At 68.3% G+C, this 17253-nt stretch carries 14 protein-coding genes; 11 read left to right on the top strand and 3 right to left on the bottom strand.

Translation table 11 applies throughout. From position 1 onward, the window contains the following. Positions 1-8 precede the first annotated feature (8 nt). The 8 genes from AB5J50_RS35290 to AB5J50_RS35255 all read left to right on the top strand — a co-directional run bounded on the left by AB5J50_RS35290 (position 9) and on the right by AB5J50_RS35255 (position 9898). Positions 9-422, top strand: a complete 414-nt coding sequence (locus AB5J50_RS35290; RefSeq protein ID WP_010984127.1) for a roadblock/LC7 domain-containing protein — start codon at positions 9-11, stop codon at positions 420-422. A 110-nt stretch (positions 423-532) separates the two neighbouring features. Further along, complete coding sequence (locus tag AB5J50_RS35285) at positions 533-931, top strand: DUF742 domain-containing protein (RefSeq protein WP_327431980.1); 399 nt, start codon at positions 533-535, stop codon at positions 929-931. Further along, positions 912-1487, top strand: coding sequence for an ATP/GTP-binding protein (locus AB5J50_RS35280; RefSeq protein WP_028802395.1), 576 nt, complete (start codon positions 912-914; stop codon positions 1485-1487). Before AB5J50_RS35285 ends, AB5J50_RS35280 begins: the two co-directional genes overlap by 20 nt. A gap of 351 nt (positions 1488-1838) precedes the next feature. Continuing rightward, a complete protein-coding gene (locus tag AB5J50_RS35275) occupies positions 1839-5072 on the top strand; it encodes a nitrate- and nitrite sensing domain-containing protein (RefSeq protein WP_369262518.1) in 3234 nt (1077 codons plus the stop codon). Positions 5073-5082: 10 nt separating this feature from the next. Continuing rightward, the gene (locus AB5J50_RS35270) at positions 5083-5496 is read left to right on the top strand and encodes a roadblock/LC7 domain-containing protein (RefSeq protein ID WP_005479603.1); all 414 of its coding nucleotides are present in this window, start codon (positions 5083-5085) and stop codon (positions 5494-5496) included. A gap of 94 nt (positions 5497-5590) precedes the next feature. After that, entirely contained in the window at positions 5591-6190 is a 600-nt protein-coding gene (locus tag AB5J50_RS35265) for a DUF742 domain-containing protein (protein WP_327431978.1), read from the top strand. Beyond that, positions 6171-6752, top strand: coding sequence for an ATP/GTP-binding protein (locus AB5J50_RS35260; RefSeq protein ID WP_099502672.1), 582 nt, complete (start codon positions 6171-6173; stop codon positions 6750-6752). The genes AB5J50_RS35265 and AB5J50_RS35260 overlap by 20 nt, the downstream gene beginning before the upstream one ends. A gap of 122 nt (positions 6753-6874) precedes the next feature. Beyond that, complete coding sequence (locus AB5J50_RS35255; RefSeq protein ID WP_369262515.1) at positions 6875-9898, top strand: NACHT domain-containing NTPase; 3024 nt, start codon at positions 6875-6877, stop codon at positions 9896-9898. A 58-nt stretch (positions 9899-9956) separates the two neighbouring features. On the opposite strand, the gene AB5J50_RS35250 is transcribed toward AB5J50_RS35255, so the two are convergent. Further along, the gene (locus AB5J50_RS35250) at positions 9957-10148 is read right to left on the bottom strand and encodes an acyl-CoA carboxylase subunit epsilon (RefSeq protein ID WP_369262514.1); all 192 of its coding nucleotides are present in this window, start codon (positions 10146-10148) and stop codon (positions 9957-9959) included. A 56-nt stretch (positions 10149-10204) separates the two neighbouring features. Beyond that, positions 10205-11812: an acyl-CoA carboxylase subunit beta gene (locus AB5J50_RS35245; RefSeq protein WP_369262512.1), complete on the bottom strand. Its 1608-nt coding sequence runs from the start codon at positions 11810-11812 to the stop codon at positions 10205-10207. Between the two features lie 506 nt (positions 11813-12318). Between AB5J50_RS35245 and AB5J50_RS35240 the strand changes: the two genes are divergently transcribed. Then, positions 12319-12939: a YceI family protein gene (locus AB5J50_RS35240; protein ID WP_327431974.1), complete on the top strand. Its 621-nt coding sequence runs from the start codon at positions 12319-12321 to the stop codon at positions 12937-12939. 472 nt (positions 12940-13411) lie between these two features. Further along, entirely contained in the window at positions 13412-15016 is a 1605-nt protein-coding gene (locus tag AB5J50_RS35235) for a subtype B tannase (RefSeq protein WP_369265601.1), read from the top strand. Between the two features lie 173 nt (positions 15017-15189). On the opposite strand, the gene AB5J50_RS35230 is transcribed toward AB5J50_RS35235, so the two are convergent. Beyond that, complete coding sequence (locus tag AB5J50_RS35230; RefSeq protein WP_369262511.1) at positions 15190-16647, bottom strand: DHA2 family efflux MFS transporter permease subunit; 1458 nt, start codon at positions 16645-16647, stop codon at positions 15190-15192. A 110-nt stretch (positions 16648-16757) separates the two neighbouring features. Between AB5J50_RS35230 and AB5J50_RS35225 the strand changes: the two genes are divergently transcribed. Then, positions 16758-17204 (top strand): MarR family winged helix-turn-helix transcriptional regulator, encoded by a 447-nt coding sequence (locus AB5J50_RS35225; protein WP_369262509.1) that lies wholly within the window; start codon positions 16758-16760, stop codon positions 17202-17204. Positions 17205-17253: the final 49 nt, after the last annotated feature.

The following is a 17253-nucleotide window of genomic DNA, read 5'->3' as shown; positions in this document are numbered from 1 at the left end:
TGAGCCCGATGAGCCAGGCGGCACAGAACCTCAACTGGTTGATCACCAACTTTGTGGACAACACCCCCGGGGTGTCCCACACCGTCGTCGTGTCCGCCGACGGGCTCCTTCTGGCGATGTCCGAAGGATTCCCGCGCGACCGCGCCGACCAGCTCGCGGCCGTCGCCTCCGGGCTGACCTCGCTGACCGCCGGGGCCTCCCGGATCTTCGAGGGCGGCACGGTGGCCCAGACCGTCGTCGAGATGGAGCGCGGCTTCCTCTTCCTGATGTCCGTCTCGGACGGATCGTCCCTGGCGGTCCTCTCCCACCCGGAGTGCGACATCGGCCTCGTCGGCTATGAGATGGCGCTGCTCGTCGACCGTGCGGGCGCCGTCCTCACGCCGGACCTGCGCGCCGAGCTCCAAGGCAGTCTGCTCCACTGACGGCCCTGGTTCCACCGACTGCACGAAACCACCGTCCGGCCGTCACAATCCCCCCACCGGCCCCAACAGACGGCACGAATGACCGACTTGCTGTCCCGCCCGGAGGATTCATGACCCCGCCTACCGCCTCTCATGATCCGTACGCACATACGTACGAGGATGAGGGCGACCAGCCGCTGGTACGTCCGTACGCGATGACCGGCGGCCGGACCCGGCCGCGCTACCAGCTCGCCATAGAGGCACTGATCAGCACCACGGCCGACCCGGCGCAGCTGATGGGGCTGCTCCCCGAGCACCAGCGGATCTGCCACCTCTGCCGTGAGGTCAAGTCGGTGGCTGAGGTGTCGGCCCTCCTGTCCATGCCGCTCGGTGTGGCCAGGATCCTCGTCGCGGACCTCGCGGAGGCCGGACTCGTCGCCATTCACCAGCCTGGCGGCGATGAGAACAACGGCGGCGCGCCGGACGTGACTTTGCTCGAAAGGGTGCTCAGTGGACTTCGCAAGCTCTGACGGAGGCCGGGCGACCACCTCCGCGAAGATCGTCGTGGCGGGTGGCTTCGGCGTCGGCAAGACCACATTCGTGGGTGCCGTCTCCGAGATCAACCCGCTGCGCACCGAGGCCGTCATGACGTCCGCTTCCGCGGGCATCGACGACCTCACCCACACCGGGGACAAGACCACCACCACGGTGGCCATGGACTTCGGCCGTATCACCCTCGACCAGGACCTGATCCTGTACCTCTTCGGTACGCCGGGTCAGGACCGTTTCTGGTTCATGTGGGACGACCTGGTCCGCGGCGCCATCGGTGCCGTGGTCCTGGTGGACACCCGCCGTCTCGCCGACTGCTTCCCGGCGGTCGACTACTTCGAGAACAGCGGTCTGCCGTTCGTCATCGCCCTCAACGGCTTCGACGGGCACCAGCCGTACAACCCCGAAGAGGTCCGCGAGGCACTGCAGATCGGTCCGGACGCCCCGATCATCACGACGGACGCCCGGCACCGTGCGGATGCGAAGAGCGCACTGATCACGCTCGTCGAGCATGCGCTCATGGCACGGCTGCGGTAGTAGCCAAGTCGACAGTTCCATAAGGCAGTTGTCGTAGACGCATTGGAGCCGGCTGTGTCGTTTGACACGGTCGGCCACAGTGTTCATAACGTTTCGACAGAGAATTTCACTGGCACCGCCACGCATCGCGGTCACCCGGTACCGCTGTGCTCACAAAAGCCCCGCCTTTTGGCGGGGCTCGCTGCTTTATGACCGTTTTATCTGGGGCTTACCTCACTCGGAATCATCGGTTCCGAGTGTTTGGAAGGGCGCCGCCTGACGTGCTGGAATGCGCTGAACTGCCCAGTAGTCAAGGGCGCTGGAGACACCGCGGCACAACGTAGGTGCCGACGCCGAGAGGTTGTTGGTCGAGTGAGGCGAAGCAAGAACGGTCCCGAGCCGTCGGCACGGGGCAACTTCACCCCGCCGCCGCGCGGAGCGGCGCCCGCACAGGTGCCCGGCCCGGAGCCCACGGCGGCGCCCGCGTCGAGCGGCGGTCGTTTCTCCCCGCGCAACTGGCGCGTGCCGACCAGGCTGAACGCGATCCTGCTCATACCCGTGGTGGTCGGCCTTGTCATGGGCGGCTTCCAGGTGAAGGGCTCGATCGACACCTGGCAGGAAGCCCAGGACGCCGAGAAGACGGCCCGTCTGGTGCAGGCCGCTCTCACGTACGGCGACAAGCTGTACGTCGAGCGGGACGTCACCGCCGCTCCCCTGCTGAAGGGAAGCGCGCAGACCGCCAAGGACAAGGCCACCGTCACCGCGGCCCGCAAGGACACGGACTCGGCCGCGGACGCCTTCGACGAGGCCGCCCAGAACATGCCCAAGACGGCGGGCCTGGAGCGCCGCCTCGCCATCTTCCGCAAGGTCGAGCCCGGTCTGGACTCCCTGCGCAAGCTGGCTTACACGACAAAGCTTCCCGGTGTGAAGACCGAAGAGGGCTACGTCGCCATCCAGCACCCGCTGATGGAGTTCGCCAACGAGCTCGGTCTGGGCACCGGAAACATCACCAGCTACGGCCGTACGGTCTACGCGATCTCGCTCTCCAAGGCCGCCCTGTCGCTGCAGCGCTCCATCGGCATGCACCTGCTGGTCAAGCCCGGCCCCGGTCTGAGCAGCTTCGCCAGCCAGCGCGTCGCCCTCTCCTCGTACGCCTACCTCGAAGGCATCGCCATCGAGGAGTACATCGGTGGTGGCACACAGGCCGACGCGGACAAGCTCGAGGCGGCCAAGGCGGACATCAAGACCCACCTCACGGCCCAGGCCAAGGCGGCCGCCGCGGCCGACCCCACCTACGTACCGCCGCCGACGGGCGACAACGCGATGGTCACGGACCTCGCGACGATGGCGAGCCCGGACGCGACCACCGTCCAGGGGCTCGCTGCGAAGGGCGTCACCGCGCAGAACTGGTGGGTGGTCAACACCGCCAAGTACAACGCCTACCGCCAGATCGAGTCGGATCTCGCCGACAAGGCCGTGTCCGAGGCCGCGTCCATCTCCGACAGCGCCAAGACCGACGCCTTCATCACCGGTGCCGCCGTCGTGGTCGCCCTGCTCGCCGCGTTCATCCTGGCCGGCATGGTGGCCCGCCAGATGAGCCGCTCGATGCGCCAGCTGCGCAACGCGGCCTTCAACGTCGCCGAGCAGCGTCTGCCGATGCTGGTCGACCAGCTCTCGCGTACCGACCCGGGCCGCGTGGACACCCGCGTACAGCCCATCCCGATCACCACCACGGACGAGATCGGCGAAGTCGCCCGCGCCTTCGACCAGGTCCACCGCGAGGCCGTACGACTCGCCGCCGAGCAGGCCCTCCTGCGAGGCAACATCAACGCGATCTTCACCAACCTGTCGCGCCGCAACCAGTCGCTGATCGAGGGCCAGCTGACCCTGATCACCGACCTGGAGAACAACGAGGCCGACCCGGACCAGCTGGAGAACCTCTTCCGCCTGGACCACCTCGCGACCCGTATGCGCCGCAACGGCGAGAACCTCCTGGTCCTCGCCGGCGAGGAGCCCGGCCGCCGCTGGGACCAGCCGGTCCCGCTGGTCGACGTGCTGCGCGCCGCCTCCTCCGAGGTGGAGCAGTACGAGCGCATCGAGCTCTCCGGCGTCCCGGAGGCCGAGATCCACGGCCGCGCGGTCACCGACCTCGTACACCTGCTGGCCGAGCTGCTGGAGAACGCCACCACGTTCTCCTCCCCGCAGACCAAGGTCCGCGTCACCGCGACCCGGCTGCCCGACGGCCGCATCATGGTCGAGATCCACGACAAGGGCATCGGCCTCACCGCCGAGGACTTCGCGGACATCAACCACAAGCTGGCCAACCCGCCGACCGTGGACGCCGCGATCTCGCAGCGCATGGGCCTGTTCGTGGTCGGCCGGCTGTCCGACCGGCACGGCATCCGCGTCCAGCTGCGCCCCTCGGGCGAGCAGGCCGGTACGACGTCCCTGGTCATGCTCCCCGACGCGATCACCCACGGTGGTGGCGGCGGCGAACAGCAGCTCCAGCGCGACGAGTTCACCGTCTCGCAGATCATCCCCCAGCAGCAGCAGTCGTTCCAGGGCGAAGACTTCGGAGGCCAGCAGCCGATGCGTACGGCCGCGGAGCTCGGCTTCGACGACAGCCGCTACGACGTCCCGGACGACATCCGCGAGCTGGACCCCGTGGGCCGCTCCCTGATGCGTGAGGAGCGCCGTGCGGCCCTGGAGGCCCAGACGCACGGCCAGGAGGCCATCGAAGGCCCCCAGGGCTACCAGGACGACTTCGATGCCCAGCAGCCCGCGTACGACAACGGCCGGCCGTCCTACGAGGGTGGCCCCGCGTACGGCAACGGGCAGGGTGCGTTCCAGGAGCAGCAGGCGTCGTACGACCAGCAGACGGCGTACGACGAACCGCAGCAGCAGTCGTATGACGAGTCATACTTCCCGTCCAGTGGCGGCTACCCGGAGCCCGCTTATGCGGAGCCGGTCCAGGAGGAGCACTCGGGAGCCCGGGGCGCTGCCTCGGAGACGTTCTCGGCCTTCGAAGAGCCGTCCCACCAGGACGACTGGCCGCAGCAGGACGCGTATCAGGGCGGGTATCGGTCCGGGTACGCTCCGGAAGCGGAATCCACGCAGGCCGCTGACGTGAGTGAGCAGGACCGCGTAGGCTTCACCCGTCCGGGACCGGCTGCCTCCGCCGCCCACGCGTTGACCGACGCAGGGCTGCCCCGCCGCGGATCCACCGCCGGCGGCAACGCCAACGGCAACGGCCAGCGCCCCCTCATCCAGGGCGGCCAGGGGGCACAGGCACCGTCCGCGGGCAACGGCACCGACGACTGGCGTTCGAACAACGACGACCGCTGGCAGCGCGCCGAGCAGCTCAAGAAGCCCAAGGCGGGCGGGGTCACCTCGTCCGGTCTGCCGCGGCGGGTACCCAAGGCCAACCTGGTCGAGGGAACCGCGGAGCAGACCCCACAGGGCGGCCCCCAGGTCTCCCGCGCTCCTGAGGACATCCGGGGCAGGCTGAGCAACCTGCGCCGCGGCGTCCAGCAGGGACGCAATGCAGGTAGTGACACGAACGGCCAGGGCTTCGGCCCTGACAGCACCTACAACCAGGAGCGTTAGTGTGAGCCCGATGAGCCAGGCGGCACAGAACCTGAACTGGTTGATCACCAACTTCGTGGACAACACCCCCGGGGTGTCGCACACGGTGGTGGTCTCCGCCGACGGACTCCTTCTGGCCATGTCCGAAGGCTTTCCCCGTGACCGCGCCGACCAGTTGGCGGCCGTCGCGTCCGGTCTTACCTCGCTGACCGCGGGGGCCTCCCGCATCTTCGAGGGAGGCAGTGTGAACCAGACGGTTGTGGAGATGGAGCGAGGATTCCTCTTCATCATGTCCGTTTCCGATGGTTCATCGCTCGCCGTCCTCGCACACCCGGAGGCGGACATCGGTCTCATTGGGTACGAGATGGCACTTCTGGTGGACCGTGCAGGTACGGTCCTGACCCCGGACCTTCGAGCAGAGCTCCAGGGGAGCCTTCTCAACTAACAGACAGACGGTGCGTTTTGGCGTCCCGGGGCCGTAAGGTTTCGGGACGCGGTCCCTCAGTGATGGGTGCCCGGCACAGTCGGAGGAGGAGAAAGTGGCAACACCCCCAGGCGGTTCGTCTTCGGGCAACTGGTCGCACGGCCCCGGCCAGGGGCAGGGCGGCCAGGGTGACGGTTCGCAGAACCCGAACCGGTACAACTTCCCCTCCGCGCCCAGCCACAGGCAGCAGCCGTACGCGCCCCAGGGCCCCCAGGGTCCCGGTCCCTCGCCGTACGACCAGCCCTCGGCACCGCGCATCCAGCCTGTGCAGCCGCAGCGACGCTCACCCGAGCCGTCACCCGCGGGATCGTCGAACAATCCCCTGGTGCGCCCGTACGCCATGACGGGCGGCCGCACCAGGCCCCGCTACCAGCTCGCCATCGAGGCACTGGTGCACACCACCGCGCAGCCGCACCAGATGCAGGGCCAGCTGCCCGAGCATCAGCGGATCTGCAACCTCTGCCGAGAGATCAAGTCGGTCGCCGAAGTCTCGGCGCTGCTCACGATCCCCCTCGGCGTGGCCAGGATCCTCGTCGCCGACTTGGCGGAGGCGGGCCTGGTCGCCATTCATCAGCCGGGCGGCGACGAGAGCGCCGGCGGCCAGCCAGCCGTGACTTTGCTCGAAAGGGTGCTCAGTGGACTTCGCAAGCTCTAGCGGAGGGCCTTCCCGCTCCACCACGTCCGCGAAGATCGTGGTGGCGGGCGGCTTCGGCGTGGGCAAGACCACGTTCGTCGGCGCCGTCTCGGAGATCAACCCGCTGCGCACCGAGGCCGTCATGACGTCCGCTTCCGCGGGCATCGACGACCTCACGCACACCGGAGACAAGACGACGACCACCGTCGCCATGGACTTCGGCCGCATCACCCTGGACCAGGACCTGATCCTCTACCTGTTCGGCACCCCCGGTCAGGACCGTTTCTGGTTCATGTGGGACGACCTGGTCCGCGGCGCCATCGGCGCCGTCGTCCTGGTGGACACCCGCCGTCTCGCCGACTGCTTCCCCGCGGTCGACTACTTCGAGAACTCGGGCCTCCCGTTCGTCATCGCCCTCAACGGCTTCGACGGCAACCAGCCGTACAACCCCGAAGAGGTCCGCGAGGCGCTCCAGATCGGTCCGGACGCCCCGATCATCACGACGGACGCCCGCCACCGCGCGGACGCGAAGTCGACGCTGATCACGCTGGTCGAGCACGCGTTGATGGCGCGCCTGCGCTAGCGGTACGGAACTTCCGAGGCAGCGGCCCTCGTTTCTCCCCAGGGAGAAGCGGGGGCCGTTGCCCGTGGGCCACAATGCCTTGTCGCATCGCTGGATCACCGGATCACCTGGGGAGGGGCTCGATGCTCGCGGAGACGGCGGCGTTACGGCTGGGGACGACCGTGGCGAACACGGCGGCGCAGCTGTGGCTGGGGGGCAAACGGCGGGAGCAGGAGCGCCGGTTGCCGATCGAGGAGCTTGCCCGGGTGAGGGTTCCCGGGGTGAAGTTCCAGCGGAGTGTGAAGCGGCAGTTCGAGCAGATCGCCGACGCGGTGTTCGACCGCGTGGAGCCGTTCCTGGAGCACGAGTTCCGGGCACTGGACGAGTCGGGCCGCACGGCCGTGATCGACGCGGTGTGCGACACCTTCGAGCGGGCGGATCTGTCGGACGAGGCGCTGTTGGCCGCGGATGCCCAGCCGGCTGAACTGATCCGCCGGATCACGGGATCGGTGAGGGCACCGGTCGGCCTGAGCGAGCCGGAAACCCGCCTCTACGAGCGGCTCTTCGCCGAGTGCGTCGAGTACTACGTCCGCATCGTGCGAAGCCTTCCGGTCTTCGAGGAACGGGCACTGGCCGAACTGCTGGCCCGGACGGCCACTTTGGGCGGCGAGGTGGCCCGCATCCTCGAACGGCTCCCGGACCGCTCACTGTTCGCACCGGACGGCATGGACCAGGACACGGCCTTCCGCCGCCGGTACCTGGAACTCGTCAGCGAGGACCTGGACGAGGTGGAGCTGTTCCGCCGCGCCTCGGACCGAGCGGCGGCGCAGGTACGGCTGTCGGTGGCCTACGTGAGCCTGCGGGCCACGGGCGACGACGGCACCCACCGCCGCCGGACCGCCCGCTCCCTGCCACAGCTGCGGGCCGACATGAGCGACTGGGAGGAGGCGGGGGGCGAGGGCTCCGGAATGCGGGTCGAGGCCGCGCTGGGCGGAGCCGCACGGGTCCTGCTGCGGGGTGAGGCGGGCTCGGGGAAGACGACTCTGCTGCGCTGGCTGGCCGTCACGGCTGCCCGAGGGGCCTTCACGGGAGAGCTGGCGGACTGGAACGGCCTTACCCCGGTCTTCGTGAAGCTGCGAGAGTACAGCGACCGCCCCCTGCCGACGCCGGAGGCGATGCTCGACGGGGTCGCTTCACCTCTGACCGGCATCATGCCCAAGGGCTGGGTGGAGCGGCAGCTCGAAGGCGGCAAGGCCCTCCTGCTGATCGACGGTGTGGACGAGTTGCTCAACCGGGAGCGGCGGGGGGTACGGGACTGGCTGCGCAGGCTGCTGACGACGTACAGCGGTGTGCAGGTGGTCGTCACCTCCCGTCCGGCGGCGGCCGGCGCGGACTGGCTGCGTCGGGAAGACTTCGCCACCTTGAATCTGGACCGGATGACACCTCCGGACCTGGCGGCGTTCGTACGGCAATGGCATCAGGCGGTACGGGAACTGGGCGACGAGTTGCCTTGCGGGGCCGACGAACTCCCCCGGTACGAACAGTCCTTGCTCACCAGCCTCAAAGACCGGGCGCATCTCCAGTCTTTGGCCGGCACTCCCCTGCTGGCGGCGATGCTCTGCGCCATGCACCTCACCCGGGGCAGTCAACTGCCCCGCGACCGGATGGAGTTGTACCGCAACGCGCTCCGCACGCTGGTCCACGACCGGGACGCGGACCGGAACGTGCCGAGCGCGGTGGAGAGCAAGCTCAGTCTCGGGGACAAGCTCGTCGTGTTGCGGGATCTGGCCTGGCGGCTCTCCAACAACAACCGTAGTGAGATCGCTCTGGAGAGGGCGGCCGAATACGTCGGGGCCAAGCTCACCGCGATGCGCCACCTGGATCTCATGGATGGCACGCAGGTACTTGAACAACTACGGGACCGTTCCGGAGTGCTCCGTGCTCCCGCCGAGGGACGCCTCGACTTCGTACACCGGACCTTCCAGGAGTACCTCGCCGCCGAGGAGGCCGCGGAAGAGGACCAGATCGGCAACCTGGTCGAGCGGGCCCACCTCGACCTCTGGCGCGAGACGATCATCATGACCGCGGGGCATGCCAACAGCCGCCAGCGGGAGGAGTTGCTGGGCGGCATCCTCGACCGGGCCGAGCGGGACCCCCGGCACGCGCGCACGCTGCGGTTGCTGGCGGCTTCCTGTCTGGAGACGCTGCCCTCCGTTTCGGACGAGCTCGGGGAGCGCCTGGAGGCGGCGGTGACACAGCTGCTTCCGGCCCGCCGGAAGACGGACCCGCCCGCACTGGCGGCGGTGGGGCCGAGCCTGCTGCGCAGAATGCCTCGATCGCTCGGCGAGCTTTCGGAGAAGGCCGCCGCGCAGACGGTACGGACCGTGGCGTTGATCGGGGGTGAGGAGGCGTTGGGGCTGCTGGCCGGGTATGTGAGGGACGAGCGATTCGAGGTGATCGGTGAACTCATCCGAGCCTGGGGGTCCTTCGACGCCGAGGCCTACGCCGAGCAGGTTCTGTCACGACTGCCGCTGGCACACCGAATCATCGCGCTCACGCACTCCGGCCAGTGGCGAAGCCTGCCCAAGCTGGGACGCATCGGCGGGCTGTCGATCTCCTATCCCTTCACGGAGTTCGGAGCGTTGGGTGAGTTGCAGACAGTGACAAGCCTGTCCCTTTTCGGACCACGCGGAGAGGCCGACCTGTCGGTACTCAGGCACCACCCCGGCCTGACCTTTTTCGGCCTGGTGGGCGACATACCCCTCAAGCACATCGAGGTACTCGGAGAGCTGCGAGATCTGAGGTATCTGTTCCTTGACCTCGGCGGCACGCCTCATCTCGACGGAAGCCTGCGTTTGGAGCAGGAAGCTTTCTACGTCTCGATCCAGAACGTGAGGGAAACCACCAACCTGGCCACTCTCGCCGACTCCCCCGCCCTTAAGCAGGTGGCGCTGTTCGCCAAGGACGTCTGCCTGCCTCAAGGCTTGCCAGCAGTGGCCTCGTTGCCTGGGGTGAGCCTGGTGCTCAACGGTATCGACGTCGCCGCCTGGCTGAGGACACCGAAGTTTCATCCCCCCAAGGTAAGGCAGCTCATTCTTCGCAACTGCCTTCTGCCCGACGACCCCCATGCCCTCGACTTCCCCGGCGTAGACGTCACCTTCGAGTGACCCCAACACCACAGCCCCGCCCTCCACCAGGAGAACGGGGCTGTCGGCGTCAAAAGCCTCAGTGCCAGCTGTGCGGCGCCCGGAAGCCGGGCTCGCGCTCCAGCCGGCGCCAGCCGGCCTTGTGGCGGCCGTGGCGGGCCGGAGCATCAGTGGGGGCGGCGGCGGCACGGGCCAGGAGGATCGCCGTGATGGCGGCGACTTCCTCGGGCTCGGCGTGGCCCTTCTCGACGCGGATGTCAGGGGTGCTCATAGGTTCAGTCTCCGTGAGAGAGGTTTCCGCGGGGCTGCCGCGGAGGATCCGCAGGGTTACTGCGGGGGGTTGCCGTGCTTGCGCGAGGGCAGGTCCGCATGCTTGGTGTGGAGCATCGCGAGCGACTTGATCAGGACCTCGCGGGTTTCCGCCGGGTCGATGACGTCGTCGACCAGGCCACGCTCCGCCGCGTAGTACGGGTGCATCAGCTCGGCCTTGTACTCCTTGACCATGCGCACCCGCATCGCCTCGGGATCGGCTGCCTCGGCGATCTGACGGCGGAAGATGACGTTGGCGGCACCTTCCGCGCCCATCACGGCGATCTCGTTCGTCGGCCAGGCGTAGGTGAGGTCGGCCCCGATGGACTGGCTGTCCATGACGATGTAGGCACCTCCGTACGCCTTGCGCAGGATGAGCGAGATCCTCGGCACGGTCGCGTTGCAGTAGGCGTAGAGGAGCTTCGCGCCGTGACGGATGATCCCGCCGTGCTCCTGGTCGACGCCCGGGAGGAATCCGGGGACATCCAGGAGGGTGATGATCGGAATGTTAAAAGCGTCACACATCTGGACAAAGCGCGCAGCTTTTTCACTCGCTTCGATGTCCAGGACACCGGCCAGCGTCTGCGGCTGGTTGGCGACGATGCCGACGACCTGGCCGTCCAGGCGGGCCAGCGCGCAGATGATGTTGCGGGCCCAGCGCTCGTGGACCTCCAGGTAGTCGCCGTCGTCGACGAGTTCCTCGATGACCTTGGCCATGTCGTACGGGCGGTTGCCGTCCGCGGGGACCAGGTCCAGCAGGATGTCCGAGCGACGGTCCGCCGGGTCCTCGGACGCGACCTGCGGCGGGTTCTCGCGGTTGTTCTGCGGGAGCATCGACAGGAGGTACCGCACCTCGGCGATGCAGGTCTCCTCGTCGTCATAGGCGAAGTGGCAGACGCCGCTCGTCTCCGCGTGGACGTCGGCGCCGCCCAGGCCGTTCTGGGTGATCTCCTCGCCCGTCACCGCCTTGACCACGTCCGGCCCGGTGATGAACATCTGCGAGGTCTCGCGGACCATGAACACGAAGTCCGTGAGGGCGGGCGAGTAGGCCGCGCCGCCGGCGCACGGGCCGAGCATGACCGAGATCTGCGGGATGACGCCGGACGCCTTCGTGTTGCGCTGGAAGATGCCGCCGTAGCCGGCGAGGGCGGAGACGCCCTCCTGGATACGGGCGCCGGCGCCGTCGTTCAGGGACACCAGCGGCGCACCGGCCGCGATGGCCATGTCCATGATCTTGTGGATCTTCGTGGCGTGGGCCTCGCCCAGGGCGCCGCCGAAGATGCGGAAGTCGTGCGCGTACACGAAGACCGTACGGCCCTCCACCGTGCCCCAGCCGGTGATGACACCGTCGGTGTACGGCTTCTTGGCCTCCAGGCCGAATCCGGTCGCCCGGTGCCGGCGCAGCTGCTCGACCTCCTGGAACGAGCCCGCGTCCAGCAGCAGCTCGATGCGCTCCCGGGCGGTCAGCTTGCCCTTGGCGTGCTGCGCCTCGGTCGCCTTCTCACTGGGGCCCCGCAGCGCCTCGGCACGGATCGCGTGCAGTTCGGCCACCCGTCCGCGCGCGTCCGTGGGTTCGCCGGCGGAAGTTGTGGCGCTTGCGGATCCAGCCTCGTCCAAAACGGTCATGTAGTGACCTTACGAAGCCCACCAAGGAAAGCGAGCCGTCGACTCCGTACAGTCTCCGGCCCGTTTTCCTGGTACCCCTGAACAGAACCACGACTGCATGCAGGCGATGTGACTGCTCAGAGGGCCTCTGGCTTGTAGAGGTCTCACAAAGCAGTCGGCTGAGAGCCGCCTCACATTGACGAGTGGCCCATGCCATCCCCTGGGTGATAAGGACCCTCAGCCGGCGTACCGGCCGGTTCCAGACGATCTCCAGCGACTCCGCGGCCGGCGTCGGCCCACCCACACCGAGCGTAGCGGTGCACGGCGAGGGTGCCCGAGGTCTGCGCGCGTCCGCCCGGAAGGCGGACGGAATTGACTCGAAGTAACGTCGTGAACACGCTGCGGATGATGTTGAAACTTGAATGGAATAGGTCTACGGTGCTTCATGTTGACCTCGTTGAAGATTCAACATCCTCAACGCCGCGGCTTCCGGACGAATCCGCGACCCGTCCCTTAGGAGCAACGTCATGGGTATCTTCAGCCGCAAGAGCGACGCCGCCGACGCCACGGCCACGACCGCCGAGGCCGCAGCCGTCAGCCCCGACCTGGCCGCGCTGAGCGGCGACTACACGATCGACCCCTCGCACTCGACGATCGGCTTCGTGGCGCGTCACGCGATGGTGACGAACGTCAAGGGCAGCTTCCAGGAGTTCGACGGCACGCTGCACCTGGACGGCTCGGACCCGTCCAAGTCCACCGCCACGCTCGACGTCAAGATGGAGAGCGTCGAGACCGGTTCCGCCGACCGTGACGGTCACCTGAAGAGCTCCGACTTCTTCAAGATCGACGAGTTTCCGACGATGACGTTCCGCTCCACCAAGGCGGAGGCGCTGGGCGGCGACGACTACCGGATCACCGGCGAGCTGTCGATCATGGGCACCACCAAGCCGCTCTCCATCGACCTGGAGTTCAACGGCGCCGCGAAGGACCCGTTCGGCAACGAGCGCGTCGGCTTCGAGGGCAAGTCGGAGATCCTGCGCTCCGAGTGGGGCCTCACCTGGAACGCGGCGCTGGAGACCGGTGGCGTCCTCGTCTCGGACAAGATCAAGCTGGTCTTCGACATCTCGGCGATCAAGAACGCCGGCTGAGCCTTCCCTTTCGCCGGCACCCGGCACCCCCTGAGCGCGCCCGCCTTCCAACTCCCCCGTACGAGGAGGGCGGGCGCTCTGGCATGTCCGAACGCGCCCGCCCAGGTCAATTTCTGCCCCAAAGAATCCCCGGGCTTTCTCGGACACTCTCAGAAACCCTGGCGGATCTTGTGAGCCCGCTATGAGACCTTGAGTGTTCACAATGAAATTAACAGAATTGTTGACAATGTTTGGCGCGGCAAATTACGTTCGCAACACAAGATCGAGTAGGGCGCCACGTGTAGGCAACGAACCCGCACCGGCGCTGCGGTCCCGGCCGAAGCCCCGACCGTCAGCGCGTTGACTGCACTGGCCTGCATCCACTGCGTGGGCGTCCGGCGCGTATCACAGTCGACTCGACGGCAGTTCGGACATGCCGCGAAGGGGAGAGACCTCAGTGAAGCACAAGGCAGTGAAGCGCAGGACCGTCGTCATGGGTATGGGCGCGACCGTCGGAGTCGTGGCAGCCGGCGGCTTCGCCTTGAGCGCGAACGCGTCGAGCAACTCCGGATCGAAGACCTCGGACGCCCTCGCTTTCGACAAGGACGCCTACACGGAGCTGACGACGACCATCACGGACGCCGGCGGCACCGACCACGAAGTGGTCTACCACTTCTGGAAGGCCATCACCTACGTCACCAACCCGGTCGACGAGGCGTACCAGAGCCTGAACGTCAGCGTCCCGGTCAAGGTCGACGGCACCGCGGTCGACGCCACCAACGCTCCGATCGTCTTCGCCAACTCGGTGGGCGGCTACATGCCGTCGTCCGTCGCGGACGCCACCGGCGTGGGCGGCGCGAGCATGACCGGCGGCCCCACGGGCACCACCGGTACCAGCGCCTCCCCCAGCGCCTCGGCATCCGCCAGCAGCGGCAATGGTGAGGTCCAGTCCGGCGGCAACGCGATGGTGAACGCCCAGGGCGGCATGGTCAACCTCGGCAAGCTGGGCCTCGCGGCGGGTTACGTCGTCGTGGAGCCGGGTGCACGCGGTCGTACCCTCAAGGACAGCGACGGCACCTACTACGGCACCGCGCCCGCCGCGATCGTCGACCTGAAGGCCGCCGTCCGCTATGTCCGCGCCAACAAGGGCGTCATCCCCGGCGACACCGACCGGATCGTGTCCACGGGCACCAGCGCCGGTGGCGCGCTGTCCTCCCTGCTCGGCGCGTCCGGCGACAGCCCGATCTACGACAAGTACCTCACGGAGCTCGGCGCCGCCGACGCGTCCGACGCGATCTTCGCGACCGGCGCCTGGTGCCCGATCACCGACCTGGAGCACGCCGACGGCGCCTACGAGTGGAACTGGGGCACCAACGTCACCGCGAGCACCGGCAAGGTCGTCGACCAGACGGTCTCGAAGGACCTGCAGTCGCAGTTCGCCGAGTACCAGGCGTCCCTCAAGCTGCGCGGTCTGAACGGCTTCGGTCCGCTCAACGCCCGCAACTACGACGAGTACATGGTCAAGCAGTACCTGGAGCCGTCGGCCACCAGGTACCTGGCGGACCTGTCGGACGCGGACCGCACGACCTACCTCGCCGCCAACACGTTCATCGACTGGGACGGCGAGAAGGCCACCTTCACCTGGGCCGACTTCCTCACCCACGTGGGCGCGCGCAAGAAGACCACGCCGGCCTTCGACGCCTTCGACCTGTCCGCGGGCGAGAACAACGAGTTCGGCGCGGGCACGACCGAGACCCGCCACTTCACGGCGTACAGCCTCAAGAACGACACCACGGGCGTCACCAGCAAGCGTCTCGACAGCGACATCCCCGAGAAGCTCGACCTGATGAACCCGATGTACCACTTCGCCAAGAAGAACCCGGGCCGCTCGAAGCACTGGTGGATCCGCCTCGGCACCAAGGACTCCGACACCTCGCTGACGGTCTCCGCCAACATCGCGGCCGCCGCCGACAACCTCGGCGACGACGTCAACCACCTCTACTACTGGGACGAGGGTCACGGGTCGAACACCGACCCGGCCGACTTCCTCACCTGGATCGCCAAGGTGACGGGCCACAAGAAGCGCGCCGGGAAGTAGCCTCCCGCCCCCTCGACGCGGTGTCCGTTCTCACCTTCCCGTCTTCCCGTCTGCAACGGACGCCGCCGAAAACGACGCCGAGCCCCCGCACATCTGGGGCTCGGCGTCGCGGTGTTGTGGGACGTGTGGAACTTGCGGACGTGTGGAACTTGCGGGGACGTGCGGGACTCGTATCAGCGGCAGACCGCGGGCTGCGGCCGGCCCCCGGCTGCCGGGACGCTCTCGGCAGCCGGCAGCCCTGCGGTGTGGCGGCGCAGCAGCAGGCAGGCCAGGATTCCGGCGGCCAGCACGGCCAGCGGCAGGACGGCGGTGGTGTGCAGGGTGGCGGTGAAGGCGGCGGCGTAGGTCTTGCCGGTGGCGAGTTCGGCGGCGAGGCGGCTCTGCACCAGGGCGCCGACGGCGGCGGCACCGGCCACGGAACCGATCTGGCGGACGGTGTTGTTGACGCCGGAGGCGGCTCCGGCGAGGTGGCGCGGGATGTGCCGCATCGCCTCGGTGGACATGGGGGCGATGATGCAGCCGACGCCAAGACCGGTGACCAGGGTGGCCGGGACGAAGGCGTACCAGGCGGTGGTGGGCGCGGCGGTCAGGGTGAGGGCGAGGATCCCGGCGCCGTAGCAGACGAGCCCGGTGAACAGGACGTACTTGCCGCCGATACGGTCCGCCAGCCGGCCGGCGAAGGGGCCGACGGTCATCGACACCAGTGACGAGGGGGCGAGCACCAGACCGGCCTTGATGGGGCTGAGGCGCAGCACGGACTGCAGATAGAGGTTGAACGGCAGGACCATGCCGAGCATGGCAACGGAGACCAGGCCGACCAGGGCAGTCATCGCGGTGAAGTTGCGGTCCCTGAACAGCGCGAACGGGACGAGCGGTTCGCGGTCCTGGCGGCGCCGCTGGTGCAGGACGAAGCCGGCGCCCAGCGCGACCCCGGCGGTGAGCAGCGCCCAAATCCCCGCTCCCCACTGGTAGTTCGCGCCTTCCTGGAGGCCGAAGGCCAGACAGAACAGGGCGGCCGTGGACAGCAGGACGCCGGTCAGGGCGAAGCGGTGGGCCCGCGCGGGCCGGATGTCGGGGACCACCAGGAACGTCAGGACGAACGCGGCCACCCCGATCGGCACGTTGACCAGGAAGATCCAGCGCCAGTTCACGGCGGAGACCAGCACACCGCCCAGGGTGGGCCCGGACAGGGTGGCCAGCCCGGCGACCATGCCCCAGATTCCCATGGCGGTGCCGCGGCGCTCGGCCGGGAAGACGGCGACGATGAGGGTCATGGTCTGCGGGGTGAGCAGCGCCGCGCCCAGACCCTGCACGACCCGGGCGGCGATCAGTGCCGTCGCGGTGGGGGCGAGCCCGCAGGCGACGCTGGCGAGCGTGAAGACCACCAGGCCCGCCGCGAACAGCGTCCGCGGCCCGCGCAGATCACCGAGCCGGCCGGCCGTGATGGTCAGCACCGACAGCGCCAGGGCGTAGCCGCTGACCACCCACAGGGTCCGGTCGAGCGAGGTGCCGAGGTCGCTCATCATGTCCGGGATCGCGATGTTCACGATCGTCAGATCCAGCAGGGTCATGAAGAACCCCAGCGAGAGCGCCACCAGAACCGCCCACGGGTTCGCTCGCCACTTCCGCATGGTCGTGCCCCTTCCCTCCGCCCGGCGGTGTCCGGGTGCCTGCCAGAACAGTAATCCATCTTTTTAGATGCATCAAGATTGATGCATCGATCCTGATGTAATCTGGGGGCATGAATGGAGTCGAGCTGTTCCTCCTCGGACGCGCCCTGATGAAGATCGGCGAAGCCGCGATGCCGGAGCCCGAAGGCGGCGCCGGGCGTCACGGCGGCAGCGTGCGGTCCGTCCTCATCGTGGCCAGCGACGTGGCCACCCACCCCGACACCGCCGTGGGCGAGATCGCCGCCCGTACGGGCCTGCCGCAGAGCCAGGTCTCCACCGCCGTCGCCCGCCTCAAGGACACCGGTGCCGTCACCACCGCCCCCGACCCGGCCGACCGCCGCCGCCTCCTCGTCCGCCAGGCCCCGCAGGTCTCCGCCCGCGTCGCCGAGGTCAGGGCCACCACCATCGACGACGCCCTGGAGGCAGCCCTGGGCGACAGCACGCCCGAGCAGCGCAAGGAGGTCGCCGACGCGCTGGAGGTGCTCGCCCGCCACCTGGCTCCGCGCGATCAGCCTTGACACGGTAAAGCGGTAAAGAGGGGGGCCTCTACGCCGTCGAGACAGCTGG

Origin of the sequence: Streptomyces sp. R35 (assembly GCF_041053035.1) — a bacterium.
Taxonomy (GTDB): domain Bacteria; phylum Actinomycetota; class Actinomycetes; order Streptomycetales; family Streptomycetaceae; genus Streptomyces; species Streptomyces lutosisoli.
Note: the sequence above shows the minus strand (reverse complement) of the source record. Positions and strands in the feature narration are given on the sequence as shown.

Bases quoted from the DNA above. Each gene is read 5' to 3' on its own strand.
- AB5J50_RS35290 (WP_010984127.1), top strand. From the start codon at position 9: ATGAGCCAGGCGGCACAGAACCTCAACTGGTTGATCACCAACTTTGTG.
- AB5J50_RS35285 (WP_327431980.1), top strand. From the start codon at position 533: ATGACCCCGCCTACCGCCTCTCATGATCCGTACGCACATACGTACGAG.
- AB5J50_RS35270 (WP_005479603.1), top strand. From the start codon at position 5,083: ATGAGCCAGGCGGCACAGAACCTGAACTGGTTGATCACCAACTTCGTG.
- AB5J50_RS35255 (WP_369262515.1), top strand. From the start codon at position 6,875: ATGCTCGCGGAGACGGCGGCGTTACGGCTGGGGACGACCGTGGCGAAC.
- AB5J50_RS35250 (WP_369262514.1), bottom strand. From the start codon at position 10,148: ATGAGCACCCCTGACATCCGCGTCGAGAAGGGCCACGCCGAGCCCGAG.
- AB5J50_RS35245 (WP_369262512.1), bottom strand. From the start codon at position 11,812: ATGACCGTTTTGGACGAGGCTGGATCCGCAAGCGCCACAACTTCCGCC.
- AB5J50_RS35240 (WP_327431974.1), top strand. From the start codon at position 12,319: ATGGGTATCTTCAGCCGCAAGAGCGACGCCGCCGACGCCACGGCCACG.
- AB5J50_RS35235 (WP_369265601.1), top strand. From the start codon at position 13,412: ATGGGTATGGGCGCGACCGTCGGAGTCGTGGCAGCCGGCGGCTTCGCC.
- AB5J50_RS35230 (WP_369262511.1), bottom strand. From the start codon at position 16,647: ATGCGGAAGTGGCGAGCGAACCCGTGGGCGGTTCTGGTGGCGCTCTCG.
- AB5J50_RS35225 (WP_369262509.1), top strand. From the start codon at position 16,758: ATGAATGGAGTCGAGCTGTTCCTCCTCGGACGCGCCCTGATGAAGATC.